Here is a 14,496-nt window from a genome sequence, read left to right as displayed (position 1 = left end):
GAGTACTAGTACCAATTAGGTTTCTCTATACAATAGTTCCCATACTAGACTAATGCCCCAGTATAAATTTACGGATAGATTTAGGCATATAATTAAGAGCCACCGTAGACAAATAGGATAATCCCAACGCCATAATATACATAATTAACACGTTGGACACCGTATACAAGAGATTATATTTAGCCATCACACCCGAAATGATTAACAACCAAAATGGATGTGATAAATAAATACCATACGATTTATCGCCTATCTCAGACCAAATGGACTCCATCGTCACATTCATAGGTAGCCTTTGGAATAGGAACAAACTAAACATCGTTCCCAATCCTGTATAAAGAACGCCCATAGGACTCATTTGATGTACCGTGTAAATTGCTTCTAACACAGTGTAATGCCATACGTCCATGACATAGTAATAGGAGCCAAGCATCAACAATATGGAGCTTACCGCGCTGACGCCTAAAAGGTAACGATAACGCCACATATATTCGCAGACGGGTTCATATCGTTCAGCACATACGGCACCTAAAAGGAAAATCCACACATAATGAATAACCCAATAGTTGAGTCGCATATCAAAAAGATATTTAAGAACTGGCTGATTGCTTAGATTTTCTGTTACCCAACGGCCAAGCATGTAAGACGAAACATAATCGATACCAACTTGGATGACAAATAGTAACACCAACCAAAATACAGGCCGTTTTAAGATGACTTTCACCATGGCCCGCCATAATGGCATCATCACGTAGAACCATAGCAAAATAACCATAAAATATAGATGATACATAGAGGTACCAAAGAGTAGATTTATCGCCAACGGCCCTGGATGTAAATTGCCAAGGTTATGAGCTGTCATCCCTGTATATAGCAAGTAAAAGATGGACCACGTAATATATGGAAATAGCACCACCTGAATGCGGCGGTGCATAAATTCCTTATATGAGAATGGTCCCTCTACCGAGGTATGATAAAACAAGCCAAATGCAGAGAGGAAGAAAAACGCAGGCACTCCAAAGCGAGAGAGAATTTCTAACACGCTGATGAGTTCTAAATTTACAAAAGGATTTTGCAATGCGTAAGATCCTACATGAATGCCGATAACACCGAGCATACAGAGGCCTCGCATATAAGTAATTTCCGGTAAAAACGCTTTTTTCATAGCCATTGCCTATTCACTATTGACCAGGTGCCACTGCAGGTGTCGGTACCACACGTGGACCTTGAGACTCTGTAGCTGGTTGTTTAACTACCGGAGATGTAGATGTAGGGGATTGAGGTGTTGCAGCTTTTTCAGGTTGTGCCGGTTGAGCTGGTACAGCCTGACCATTTGCTTTAGCAGCCGCTTCTGCCTTAGCCTTAGCTTCTGCTTCAGCCTTAGCTTTTGCTTCAGCTTCTCGTTTCAAGCGTAATTCTTTTTCAAGTGGTACCACTGGTTTGTCATAAACAGTGATATCCGTTTCAAATAGACGTCCCCATGGGAATGTAGCTTTTACTGTACGAGGATTGATTTTAAGGTATTTTTCAGCGAAATCTTGAATGCGTTCACCTAAATAACTTTCAAGACGTTCATTTAATTCACCAGAGTAACGAACATTGTCTGTTCTGATAGAATCTTGCATACGATAAATATCTTTGCGGATATTTGCTTGATATGCCCAGTTATCCAAATATTGTTGCGTCAACATATCACGATGACCTTCTGGACTCATAGATTTAAGCAATAATCCTTGAGCAATAGCGTAACCTACTGTGTTACTTGCTGTATTCCAACCATTATACGCACCGATTTTGTACAACAAATCTCGTTTATACATAGCGGATACCAATGTATTATCTGCGCCATTATTGAAAGCAATATCTGCAACGCTTACGTTCACACCAGAGTCAACAGCTTGTTGAATGCGATCTACGAAAGCATTTGTAGAGTTAGAGATCATTGGGAAGTTTTCGAAGTTTTCAGACTCGCCTGTACTCGTAGTAAGAGGTGTATTAACAGCCAATAATACAGTTGGTTTACCTTGTGTCACCATCGTGCCACCTACAGCCTCAACGTGTTGAGCAATTGTTTTATCAATCGTTTGATCTTCGTAACCTGGTAATGTTTTACCTCCGCCACCGAGTGGATAAATTACGGAGAATGTAGGTTTTTCTGTGCTCACATCGGTACGGGAACGCGCCATCAATAAGAGACCAAGTTGGTCAGCACCAGGGAAGCTACCGTATTTTTCAACAGAAATATCCTTGGAATATTTGTTAAGGTAACGACCTTCTAGAGCGGATTGAGATAATTGAGATGTATCATCATGACCTAATGCAAAGTAGTCGAATACACCACTGCGAGTTTCATCAATCAACTCTTTGTTGATTTTCATATTTTTTTGACGGCGGTCAAACCAGTCTTGCAAGTATTCCACAGGAACAGAGGCTTGTAGGCTCATCAATTTTTGAGTTTCTTCTTGCGTTAAAGAGCCAGAATCTAATTTATCTTGTAATGCAGCGATTTGGAAGATAGTTGGGCCATATTCCGCATAGTAGGCCGGTTCAGTACCACCACCACTCGCGCGTGGGGAACGCATTACGGTACCAAATCCATAGATGCGTACATTTTTATTACGCGCTTTTAAACCTTCAATACGTTTCAAGCGATTTTGCAATGTGCTAAGAGGAATATTATGTTTACGAGAATCTACAAGACCTCCATAAATAAGAGTATCTGTACTTAATACCATAACATCAGCACGACCTGCATTTTGCTCTACCCAAGCCATAATTTGATCAGCTTGACCTTGGTACGTCTTACCAGAAATCAAGTGTTGAGGTGGTGTCAACACAGTCATACCCGCCTCACGAGCTGTATCAACTGTATATTGCAAACTTACAGGACGATCATCTTGAGGTACATATAATACGGTTTCTGCATCAATTTTGATGGATGTACCTGTAGCAATGGCTGTAACCATTAATGCTACTTTCAACCATTTATTTGTCATAAAGCAAATCTCCTTCTGTGTACACGAGTACTCTCGACTCGAAAATTAACTCTTATATAATACTCTTTTTTTCTGACACTTTTATGAAATACTTAATAGTATAATTATATCATTTACCTGTTATTTCTCAAATGCAGTGCCTTTAGCTTTAGCGCACTTTGGGTAAGCTCCAATTATATTTAATAGCTAGTAAACGGATAACTAGTACAACGGTAAACGCACCATATACAGCCTCTCCAACCCAGTTAGAAATAACCATTAAGTAATAAACGATGCCCCCAATAACACTAGGTAGAGCATACACATCTTCTTTTAAAACAGACGGAATCCGTTGAGCCAGCATATCTCGGATAATACCACCACCAACAGCAGTAATAGTTCCTAATAAAACAATGAAAATTGGCAACTCAGGATATAGTTTAAATCCTGCAGATGCTCCAGTTACTGTAAAAGATGCCAACCCGACTGCATCGGCTAATAAATAGCTTGCTCGGCTACGAGGGCCCATAGCATGCTTGCGATAACGGCTGTTATAGATAATAAATACGATAATTGTTACGGAAATAACCACAGTTACATATACAATATTGCGTAACGAATTCGGCGGAAAATACCCCAAGAGAACATCACGTACAATTCCACCACCGATTGCCGTAGCCAGTGCCAATACAGCCATACCAAATATATCCATTCTCCGCGCCACCCCAACAAGTGCTCCGGAGATAGCAAAGGCAATAGTGCCAATCATATCAAATATATACCAAATAATATCCATAATACCCTCACACAATCTATTCGCATAACTTCGCACACTATGATAGACTTTATGTAAGATATTATACATTAAGAGGTATGAGAATGACAAAGAACATTACACCTATAGAGATTAAAAATATGGATGAGCGTAGCCGTGACGAGTATTTCATGGCGTTTGCTCTAGAGGAAGCTCGCAAGGCCTATAACCTAGGAGAAATTCCTATCGGCGCTATCTTAGTGCAAAACAATACAATCATTTCACGCCACCATAATCGCCGTGAATTAGATCACGATGCAACAGCTCATGCAGAAGTGCTCGTCATCCGCGAAGCATGCGATGTACTCAAGCGCTGGCGGTTGACTGGTTGTACCCTGTATGTTACGATAGAGCCGTGTCCGATGTGCGCTGGAGCCATCATCAACAGTCGTATTGACCGTGTTGTATATGGTGCAAGTGATTACAAAGGAGGCGCTGTAGAGTCTCTTTTCAATGTACTCTCTCACCCTGGTTTAAATCATGAACCCGAATTAGCATCGGGTGTCCTTGGTGATGAATGTAGTCAAATCATGAAAGACTTTTTTAAAGAGCGCCGTAAAACACGGAGGAGTACCCAAGAGGCTGAAGGGTCCGCACTCGAAATGCGGTAGGTCGGGCAACCGGCGCGGGGGTTCAAATCCCTCCTCCTCTGCCATATAAAATATATAAAGCGCTAACCATGGTTAGCGCTTTTTTGCGAAGGGACCACTACTATGAAAAAATATTACCCTTATCTCATTACGGTGAGTCATATGATTAACGACTCCTGTCAAAGTGTATTACCTGCCCTCTTGCCATTATTTATCTACACTTATGGACTTAGTTTAGAGCAGGCAGGCTTTCTCATATTAGCCAATACAGCATTATCTTCATTGTTACAGCCATTATTAGGTTATGTCTCTGACAAGATCAATCAGCCACGGCTAATCGCCTTAGGTGTTCTGCTCTCAGCTTGTAGCACAGGTGCCATGGGTTTTGTAACCTCTTATGAAAGCTTGCTTGTTTGTGCTACCTTAGCTGGTGTAGGCTCCTCTATCTTCCACCCTGAAGGAGCGAAAATCATGAATCGCCTGGGAGGTGGTAAAAAAGGTAAAGCCATGGGTACCTTCGCCATCGGTGGTAGCTCTGGTTTTGCCATCGGTCCACTCTTTGCGGGCTCTATTGCCTATACAGTAGGACCTCATGGACTGGCAGCTTTCACCATAGTGGGGCTTATTATCTCAACGGTTTTGTTCGTCCTCATGCCGTGCATAGTAACTCAAGCACGCACTATCGACCAAGCGGTAGCTATGGAAAACCCTACACTAGTGGCTAAGCCGCTAAAGAATTACTGGAAATACTTTGGTATCTTGTTTATTATCATCCTAAGCCAATCAGTAAACTTCCGCGTTATCAATGCATTTATTCCTATCTTCTGGACTCGTGAACTCGGCACTAGCCCAGAGCAAGGTAGCTTTGCATTAACCATATTCTTTAGTATCGGTATCTTCATGACATATATTGGCGGTCTATTAGGCGACAAATATGGTCCCATTAAAATCATTAGACTATCCCTATTGATTTGGTTGCCAGCCATGTTCCTATTAACAGAAGTGCCAACCTTCTCCCCTGTTATCATGATGCCTATAGCCTATATGTTACTACTCATGATTGGCGCTGCTAAAGCTCTTAGCTACAGCCCCGTTATCGTACTAGGCCAAACCTACCTTGCTAAAAGCATCGGCTTTGCGTCCGGTATTACCCTCGGGGTGAGCCAAACTATCGGCGGTATCATCGCACCTGTAGTAGGTAACCTTGCGGATACCTATTCTTTACCTGCCGCTATGATGACACTCGTACCATTCCTAGTAGTAGGTCTTGGGGCTTCATTGATACTTAAAGATCCTAAAAAATTACAATAAACAAAAAAGAACCCTTCACGTGAACTGTACCCCAAAAATTGGACACAATTTTTGAGGGTACAGACCAACGAAGGGTTCTTTTTATATTCAGCTAACCACGTCACTTGCAGTTTAGTGTTTTAGCATTTCATTCAATATAACTACATCCGTTTCTTTCATGCCTTGTGCCACAGCACCAATACTGCGGATAGTTTCGTCAACGGAGTATGCTACAAGGCCATCGCCTTTTTGGTAGTTTTTATTAAGGCGAGCTTGTTTATATCCCATAAAGGCGCCATCAAGGGAAATTGCAATTTTACCTGCACAGGATGGTTTCGCACCATCACATACGATACCAGATAGACTTGCAAGACCATTTACAAGGGTATTCTCAATGATATCTTTACTATCACCTTTCAAAAAGGCTATGCCTGCTACGCTTACCACACCGGCAGATACAACGCCACAGTATGCAGACAATTTACCAATACCAGATTTAACGTAAAGCGTTAGCAAGTTAGCAAAGACGAGAGCGCGATACAATTCATCTTCACTTTTACCAAGTTCCTCGGCAGTCGTAATGATTGGTACAGACACGGTTAAACCTTGATTACCAGAGCCAGAGCAGATAACGACAGGCAAAGGGCAGCCACTCATACGCGCATCAGAGCCAGCTGCGGCACGAGCCTTACATTTCGTTTCGAGAGATGGATTTTCTTCATCTAACAATAACAATTGTCCAATATTAGATCCATAATCATTGGACAGACCTTCCTTAGAAATTGCAGTATTATACTCAACTTGCTGTTTAATTTGAGGTAGGATACCAGAAATATCACCGGTTAAGGCAAATTCGTAAATGCTATCGAAGGTCATGGCATATTCTGTTTTAGCCGCTTTCTTAATTTCATTGACTGTTTCAGAGACAATCTCACCATCTACTGATACATAGGTTACATTCGTATGGTCATTTTCAATGCGAACAACCGCTGTATGTTCATCTGTTTCTGCAGTGATTTCTATATATAGATTATCTACGCCTTCAGCGAGTGAAACGGTACAGAAGTTAGCATCAAGCAATGTACCAAGCCATTTGCGATCTTCGTCTGTAGCAGATTCCAACACCTCTAGTTCACGCTCTGGATGACCTACAATAGCACCCAGTGTAGCGGCCGCCGTTAGTCCTTTTCGCCCCCCAGAATTTGGAATGACTACAGATTTTACATTTTTGATAATATTCGCGCTGCATCTTGCGTGAATATGGTTAGGAAACTCATCTAAAACAGAGACTGCCTTCGCAGCCGCATAAGCCAATGCAATTGGCTCAGTACAACCGAAGGCAGGACGCATCTCTGACTGTAACAAAGAAATATAATCCATCTTATACTTCCGCAATAATTTCCACTTCTACAATAACGCCTAATGGAAGGTCTTTTACTGCTACACATGAACGAGCTGGTTTAGAAGTGAAATATTTAGCATACACTTCATTAAATGCTTTGAAATCACCAATATCAGCTAAGAAGCAAGTTGTTTTAACAACCTTGGAAAAATCTGTACCAGCTTCAGTCAATACGGCTTCAATATTTTTGCATACTTGTTCAGTTTGCTCTACAATGCCCCCTTCAACAACTGTACCAGTTGTAGGATTGAGTGGAATTTGACCAGAAGCAAATAATAAACCGCCAACCACTTTAGCTTGAGAGTAAGGGCCTACTGCTGCTGGTGCTTTGTCTGTAGAAATTGTTTTCATGATAAATCTCCTTTTATAAATAAATATAAATTAATATGACTATATTTAAGGCGTGAAACTCATGTTGATGCCTCGATATATATGACTTACCTCAATATATCACATATAAAATAAAAGTACGTATATAACCAATTATTTAATTGATTTGAATGCATTGTCAAATATTGGTTTGAAATAATCACGTTGTACATCAGTTGTTATACCTACATACAACACTGGCTTTCCTGGCTTCAACACAAATGCAGCATTTGCATAGAGTGGAGTTTGTACACTTCCATCTGCATATAACAAGCGAGAGCTTGCTGCATATGTTTGATATTTTGTGCCACCCACCGGATGTACTTGTTCTGCATTTTCTACGGTTAGAGTTTTAAGTGTTTTAGGCATAATCGTTGCTTTTTGGGGATCACGACTAGACACATTAATAGGTCTATTCAAAGGAACTACTGTTGTGCTAGTGGAAATCTGTTTATTTATTGTTCCTAATAGAAGTTGCTCTGTTACAGGATCAATTTGACCTTTATCAAGAGCGGCCATTGCCGCTATAAACATAGGGTCATTAGCCTTTTCTTTAGCCACTTGTTGCGCTATTTGTTTAACATCTACAGCTACTACGAATGCATCTTTTTGACCAGTTTTATCTGCCCCTTGCAATTGGTATATATCAAAATTAGTACCAAAGTTTTGGAAAAATTCCTTTGCCATCATATTCGACATCGTAGATTTTGAAGGTTCTTCATTTAATTGTTTTTCTACAAAATCACGTGTATTTGTTTTGGATGCAGAAACAACAGTTACATTGTTAGGCACTATCATGGATCCTGCAATTGTTTGTACATCCTTAGCAAAACCTACGCCAGATACAGTACCCATTAGGCAAGCTGCACAAGCCAATACTTTCAAAGATTTCATATTATTTTCCTCCCTTGAGAGATTGTGTTTGATACATATGATTCAACTCATTAGCCCAATAATCATGGCTAGAGTCATCAGACATTAAAAGCTGTAAAGATACACCTTTATCTGTAGGAACAGCATAACCAATTAAGGAATAGGTATTTCTAAAGCCATCATATTTTAGACTACCGCGTAAATCGCCTGTCATAGCTGTACCATAGCGTGTTTGAACAGGTTTATAGGCCACATGCGTTGCATCTAGTCTTACTTGTTTTGCCATAAAGTCTACATAAGAACGGACCTCTTCTATACTTTTAGGAGATGATTTCTTATCTGTGGCAAGCATTTTATCAAAGACACCTATAATTTGAGAAGGTAACTTATCATTTATCGTTTTTAGATCTTTAGATAATTTAGCACCTTCAATAGTATTGCTCTTCAGGCCTTGTAATTGTTGTTGGGCCGTCTCTTTGGAGTAAGATTCTACATATTTAGAGATAGAATGCTTTAATGCGGCTTTTTCCGCATCTGACCCCTTCTCTAAAATAGTCTTATTCATACCTATAACTTGATCAATTGCATTTTTAGAATAGTTAATAACAATTAAACCACCTATATGATGTCCTTGTTTATCAGTACCTTGCAGTTGATAGAAGGAGTAACCATCAAGAAAATCCCCCTTCACTGGTTCAACAGCTACACCAGTCTGTACTTTCACAACATTATTAATAGTATCAACAGCAGATTTATTTGCTACTTTGAGAAATTTATCTTGTTCTTGATTACGCAATCTTGCATCAGTAGAAATATGCACAACTTCTACAGCTTTCACAGTTGGGGAAGTACTGCCGTACATACCATAACCTAAATCTACCGTATCAGCACATGCCACTGCCCCCATACCCACAGTTAAACAGGTGGCACAAGCCAATGTCATCAACTTTTTATTGAGAGTTCTCATAAGACACCTCACCTTTTTAACAATACACTATGTATAGATTGTTAGATAATCTGTGCAGTATATATTAAGAGTTTAAAGGATAATCTATACTGCATATATTAATTATTATACTATATCGACATATATAACTGTATAGTATAATTTACAAGCTTACCTTTCTGCTATACAATACATAAATAGACATGTAAAGATGATATATGTATGAGAAATGGAAAGGAGTGCACACTCGGTGTGCTTTTAACATGATACAAGAATTAATTCCCCTCACTAGGCCTCGCACATTAGCTGCTGCATTGGGGCCTACCATTTTAGGTGCCGCCTTTAGTTATTACTCATTTGGTGCTGCTCAGGGTACAGGTCTTGCCATTTTCCATACAGTGCTCATATTTTTAGCTGTTGTAACAGCCCAAATTGTAGCTAATTTATGGAATGAATATAAAGACTTTAAATCTGGACTCGATGCTGGTCAAAAGGTAGGTAATGCTGGTTCTATCACACGTGGCGTTATAACACCAGAGCTCATTATAACGATGATTAAAGTACTCATGTTTGTACCCATTATTATTGGTCTTTATTTATCTGCTACTATAACTTGGTACTACATCCCGGTAGGCTTCTTATGTATTCTAATTAGTTTCCTTTACTCTGGCGGTCCAAAACCAATTTCTCGAACACCATTTGGGGAAATTTCCTCTGGTATCGCCATGGGTTTTGCTATCGTACTCATTACAGGCTATGCCTGGATACGAGAATTATCCTTAGCCCTGTTAATTCCTGCAATTCCATCTGCATTGCTAGTTGGTTCCATCATGTTGACGAATAATATCCGAGATATTCGTAATGATGAAAGCCATGGACGTCACACGTTGCCAATCGTGCTTGGTCGTGAAAGAGCACTCAGCTTAATGAGTATCTCATATATTTTCAATTTTATTTGGATCATTGCTTGGATTATAGTAGGCCATATGACATGGTTCGCCTTATTAGCGTTCCTTGCAGCACCACTAGCTTTCAAAACAATTCATACATTATCTACCAATACAGATGAGTTCCAATTAGATAAGGCTATGGGTACTACCGCTGGAGCCGCTATGATTTATCAACTAATGTGGGCGATTGGACTTATCATGGGCAAATTAATTTAAAAAATGAACATACTTATATTATAGGTTCTCCATAGTTTTTAGTTATGGAGAACCTATAATAATTCCTTCTTGATAGATAGGAAATTATTTAGTACTATAGATTTAATATTTTATATGTAATTATTGTATAAGGAGTGTGTCTAATGAGAAAATTTTTAGCATTAGCAGCTACTGTCATCCTTGGCGGCGCTTTATTAATCGCAGGCTGTGGTAACGACAACAAACAAGCTGCTAGCGATGGCAAACAAGTATTAAAAATTGGGGCAACAGCAGTACCTCACGCAGAAATTTTGGAACAAGTTAAACCAATCTTAGCAAAAGATGGTATCGAATTAAAAATCACAGAATTTACTGATTACAACACACCTAACTTGGCTTTAGGGGACAAAGAGATTGATGCCAACTTCTTCCAACACGTACCTTACATGGAGGAATTCGCAAAAGCTCACAAACTTGACTTAGTATCTGCCGGTGGTGTTCATCTTGAGCCAATGGGTTTATACTCCCGTAAAATCAAAGATTTGAAAGATCTTCCAAAAGGCGCTAAAATCGCTATTCCTAATGACCCTACAAACGGTGGCCGTGCATTATTGTTATTACAAAAACAAGGTCTAATTACATTAAAAGACTCTACAAACATCTTATCTACAGTGCAAGATATTACTGCGAACCCTAACGAATATCAATTCGTAGAATTAGAAGCAGCACAAGTACCTCGTTCCCTTGACGATGTAGCCTTAGCCGCTATCAACACTAACTTTGCATTAAACGCAGGTCTTAACCCTGGCAAAGATGCATTGGCAATTGAAAATAACGATTCCCCTTACGTAAATATCGTAACTGTACTTAAAGGCAATGAAAATGACCCTCGCATCAAAAAATTGATGGCTGCACTTCATAGTCCTGAAATTATCAAATTCATCCAAGAAAAATACCAAGGTGCTATTGTTCCTGCATTCTAAGCATCAAAAAGCTAGCCTCAGCGGCTAGCTTTCTTCATATACTAGTCAAAATTATGTTTAAAGGTGTCTCCATTGAGACGCCTTTTTTATTTAATATTTTATACTATTGTTTTATATAATTATCCCATTTATGGAAACGATACCCTACACCCCAAACAGTATCAATATACTCTTCATTTTGGAATTGTTTATCAATTTTAGCTCTTAATCTATTTATATGAACCATAATTGTTGAAGTTTCTCCTAAAGAGTCTATCCCCCAGATACTTTCAAATACTTCTTCTTTTGTAAATACACGATTAGGGCTAGATGCAAGAAGAACTAAAATGTCATATTCACGTGGAGTCAAATTCACCTCAGTACCACCTAAAAAAACTTGATGAGAATCAAGCAATATCTCTAAGCTACCTGCAGTAATTTTTGCGTCCAACACAACTGTAGGGCTTAGACTATTACGGATGCGATTATAACGCTGAATGTGTGATTTAACACGTGCTACAAGCTCTGCCGGACTAAAAGGTTTAATCATATAATCATCAGCACCAAGTCCTAGCCCCCGAATTTTATCAATATCTTCACGTTTAGCACTGACCATAATAATAGGTATTTCTTTTTCCTTACGAATATCTCGACACACAGAGAATCCATCCTTTTTAGGAATCATAATGTCAAGAATAATTAAGTCATATTCATAATCAAGGGCTGCCTTTAACCCATCAACGCCATTAGTTTGAATGTCTACTTCATAGCCTTCGATTTCTAAATAATCTCGCTCTAACTCATAGATACCCATATCATCTTCAATAATTAAAACTTTTCCCATACTTTTACTCCTTATCCAAAGGAAACTCCATCACAATGGATAGTCCAGGTCCACTATCATTATGTTCAGCATGAATAGAACCATTCATATCTTCAACGATTTGTTTTACAATAGCCAGCCCAATGCCATTACCATTAGCTACCTCTGTACGTGCTTCATCAGTACGGAAAAAAATATCAAACAAACGATTTAACATTTCTGTAGGAACACCTTTCCCATCATCTGAAAAAGTCAGTTTACAGCCATTATCTATCTTAGCTGTAGATATATCAATAGATACAGATTCGCCACGTCTATACTTTATACTATTGGATACAAGATTATCCAAAACACGATAAAACTGTATCCGATCAATTACTATTAAACTATCTTCGGCACTATACGATTCATGTAAAACGATAAGTTCATGATTATTTAAATGTCGCTCTCTAATATACTCTCGAATTAAATCATCTAATGCATATGTATCTCGATTGTAGTGAATTTGTTTTAACTCTAGTTGCGAAAAGTCCGATAGCATATTAACTAAATGTTCAATACGCCCCGCCATATCATAAATCCGCTGCACATAGCGTGCTTGCTTCTCTTCTGTATTTGCAATACCTTCAATAATACCACTAGCATACCCCTTTACCGATGTAAGTGGTGTTGAAATATCATGACAAACCCCTGCTATCATTTCGCGCCTACGCTCTTCATAAAGGTCTTGCTCTTGACGGGCTTTAAGCAATGATTCCTGCATATTATTAAATGCCTCACAAGTAACCCCTAATTCATCGTGATTTCTTACAGCAATTCTTTTTGGCACTATCCCATTTTTGAGATCATCAGCAGCTTGCTTCAAATCTATGACAGGTCTCAAAATATACTCACCTAATCGATTGGATATATATAGGCCTATACCAATGATAATAGCTATTATCATTAAAATACCTATACCAAAAGCGCCTTCCACCATTTTCTTATCCGTTGATTCTGGCCCCATACTTTTAGTCATAAATGGGATTCTACCAGCACCATACACTGTAAGTCCCATATCATAGGAATTCACATAGGTAAATTGGTTGCCTTCCCAGTTCAAATAATGATTAGACTCTAAGCCATTTATCATATTTTTAACGTTCGATAACATTATATTAGGCTCTATATCTGGCGTAGCATAAACTATTTTATTATCTTTGAGAATGACTATATCTAAGCCTTGTGCTTCTAAAACAGCACTACTATCCAAAATATCACTTATTGATGTAGACTCTTTTGAAAGTTTCTTATTTATTTGTTCTAACCCCAATTGAAATACTTGAGACTGAATTGTACTAGGCGCTAGCATCATCCACTGACGATGATTTACAGGATTAGTATAACGAATAACCCCCCATACTATAGATAAGGCGGTAAGTAAAACAATAAAAGGTATGATAATAATTAATAAATTACTAATTATCATCTTTCGCCGTACGCCTAAGCTATTAAACCAGTTAAAAAGCATAGATACCTCCTTTTTAACTATTATACAAACCTATATCTTATCTGTCATGATATAGAAATCAATCTTTTAGAAGATGTAATTTCATCGTTATATTTTCGTAATATTTCTCCTTTATGATGTATTCATACAAGAAAGTCATCAAATAAAAAGGAGATATATATGAATTACGAAATCTTTCAACTTATCAACAGCCTAGCAGGTACATATACGTGGCTAGATACAAGTATGATATACATTGTAAAATACCTTTCAATAGTCTTTGCTTTATTACTGATACTCTTATCTGGATTAGGCCTCTATTTTAAAGATAAAAGACTTATAAAAACCTGCATACATACTATCGCATTTCTTGGTATTACCATGATAGCTCATAGTATCATTGGTTTCATAGTGCAAGAACCAAGACCATTCGTCACACACACAGTAAATCTACTTATTCCTCATGTAGCTGATTCTAGTTTTCCTAGCACCCATGCTATGGCAATGACTGCTATTTCATTACCAATTTTAGCAGTTTATAAGAGACTAGGTTCTATTCTACTAAGTGGAACCATTTTAACAGGTTTTGCGAAAGTCTTTGTTGGTCATCATTATCCTCTAGACGTTATCATGGGTATCCTCATCACATATTTGTTATTTAAAGTCTATCAAAACTATTTATCTTCTAAGATTGATACGCTATTAAATCACCCTAAATATAATATTTTCCGATTACTCATAAATACAAAACTAAGCCTATATCTTATAAAAAAAGCAAACCAACCATTGAGTAAACAATTTAGCATGAAAGGTTAAGG

Annotated in this window: 14 protein-coding genes and 1 tRNA gene; 6 read left to right on the top strand and 9 right to left on the bottom strand. The window is 38.4% G+C overall.

Translation table 11 applies throughout. The annotated features are described in order from the left end of the window. Positions 1 to 49 precede the first annotated feature (49 nt). The 3 genes from E7L28_RS08295 to E7L28_RS08285 form a co-directional block, all read right to left on the bottom strand. Positions 50 to 1,171 carry an acyltransferase gene (locus E7L28_RS08295; protein ID WP_221741310.1) on the bottom strand — a complete coding sequence of 374 codons (1,122 nt, stop codon included), beginning with the start codon at positions 1,169 to 1,171 and terminating at the stop codon, positions 50 to 52. 10 nt (positions 1,172 to 1,181) lie between these two features. Beyond that, positions 1,182 to 2,996, bottom strand: a complete 1,815-nt coding sequence (locus E7L28_RS08290) for a DUF4127 family protein (protein ID WP_316711586.1) — start codon at positions 2,994 to 2,996, stop codon at positions 1,182 to 1,184. Between the two features lie 148 nt (positions 2,997 to 3,144). Continuing rightward, entirely contained in the window at positions 3,145 to 3,771 is a 627-nt protein-coding gene (locus E7L28_RS08285) for a trimeric intracellular cation channel family protein (protein ID WP_004693621.1), read from the bottom strand. Positions 3,772 to 3,854: 83 nt separating this feature from the next. Here E7L28_RS08285 and tadA point away from each other — a divergent pair, with 83 nt between their 5' ends. The 3 genes from tadA (at position 3,855) to E7L28_RS08270 (ending at position 5,690) form a co-directional block, all read left to right on the top strand. Then, entirely contained in the window at positions 3,855 to 4,400 is a 546-nt protein-coding gene (gene tadA / locus E7L28_RS08280) for a tRNA adenosine(34) deaminase TadA (protein ID WP_278470555.1), read from the top strand. Next, positions 4,354 to 4,444, top strand: a tRNA-Ser gene (locus E7L28_RS08275). The genes tadA and E7L28_RS08275 overlap by 47 nt, the downstream gene beginning before the upstream one ends. A gap of 58 nt (positions 4,445 to 4,502) precedes the next feature. Further along, entirely contained in the window at positions 4,503 to 5,690 is a 1,188-nt protein-coding gene (locus tag E7L28_RS08270) for an MFS transporter (RefSeq protein ID WP_278470471.1), read from the top strand. 111 nt (positions 5,691 to 5,801) lie between these two features. On the opposite strand, the gene E7L28_RS08265 is transcribed toward E7L28_RS08270, so the two are convergent. The 4 genes from E7L28_RS08265 to E7L28_RS08250 form a co-directional block, all read right to left on the bottom strand. Continuing rightward, positions 5,802 to 7,049, bottom strand: coding sequence for an L-cysteine desulfidase family protein (locus E7L28_RS08265; protein ID WP_008602759.1), 1,248 nt, complete (start codon positions 7,047 to 7,049; stop codon positions 5,802 to 5,804). 1 nt (position 7,050) lies between these two features. Further along, complete coding sequence (locus E7L28_RS08260) at positions 7,051 to 7,422, bottom strand: RidA family protein (RefSeq protein WP_060919518.1); 372 nt, start codon at positions 7,420 to 7,422, stop codon at positions 7,051 to 7,053. Positions 7,423 to 7,554: 132 nt separating this feature from the next. Continuing rightward, positions 7,555 to 8,334 (bottom strand): hypothetical protein, encoded by a 780-nt coding sequence (locus E7L28_RS08255; protein WP_316692019.1) that lies wholly within the window; start codon positions 8,332 to 8,334, stop codon positions 7,555 to 7,557. 1 nt (position 8,335) lies between these two features. Further along, entirely contained in the window at positions 8,336 to 9,280 is a 945-nt protein-coding gene (locus E7L28_RS08250; RefSeq protein WP_316692018.1) for a hypothetical protein, read from the bottom strand. A 242-nt stretch (positions 9,281 to 9,522) separates the two neighbouring features. On the opposite strand from E7L28_RS08250, the gene menA reads away from it, so the two are divergent. Together menA and E7L28_RS08240 are read left to right on the top strand one after the other, a co-directional pair. Then, positions 9,523 to 10,425, top strand: coding sequence for a 1,4-dihydroxy-2-naphthoate octaprenyltransferase (gene menA, locus E7L28_RS08245; RefSeq protein ID WP_316692017.1), 903 nt, complete (start codon positions 9,523 to 9,525; stop codon positions 10,423 to 10,425). Positions 10,426 to 10,568: 143 nt separating this feature from the next. Continuing rightward, positions 10,569 to 11,387 (top strand): MetQ/NlpA family ABC transporter substrate-binding protein, encoded by an 819-nt coding sequence (locus E7L28_RS08240; RefSeq protein ID WP_004698373.1) that lies wholly within the window; start codon positions 10,569 to 10,571, stop codon positions 11,385 to 11,387. Positions 11,388 to 11,490: 103 nt separating this feature from the next. On the opposite strand, the gene E7L28_RS08235 is transcribed toward E7L28_RS08240, so the two are convergent. Further along, the gene (locus tag E7L28_RS08235; protein ID WP_021147804.1) at positions 11,491 to 12,210 is read right to left on the bottom strand and encodes a response regulator transcription factor; all 720 of its coding nucleotides are present in this window, start codon (positions 12,208 to 12,210) and stop codon (positions 11,491 to 11,493) included. Positions 12,211 to 12,214: 4 nt separating this feature from the next. Beyond that, a complete protein-coding gene (locus tag E7L28_RS08230; protein ID WP_021147803.1) occupies positions 12,215 to 13,699 on the bottom strand; it encodes a HAMP domain-containing sensor histidine kinase in 1,485 nt (494 codons plus the stop codon). Positions 13,700 to 13,858: 159 nt separating this feature from the next. Between E7L28_RS08230 and E7L28_RS08225 the strand changes: the two genes are divergently transcribed. Further along, positions 13,859 to 14,494 carry a phosphatase PAP2 family protein gene (locus E7L28_RS08225; protein WP_021147802.1) on the top strand — a complete coding sequence of 212 codons (636 nt, stop codon included), beginning with the start codon at positions 13,859 to 13,861 and terminating at the stop codon, positions 14,492 to 14,494. Positions 14,495 to 14,496: the final 2 nt, after the last annotated feature.

It is taken from the genome of Veillonella parvula (assembly GCF_032575955.1).
GTDB lineage: Bacteria > Bacillota > Negativicutes > Veillonellales > Veillonellaceae > Veillonella > Veillonella parvula_J.
Note: the sequence above shows the minus strand (reverse complement) of the source record. Positions and strands in the feature narration are given on the sequence as shown.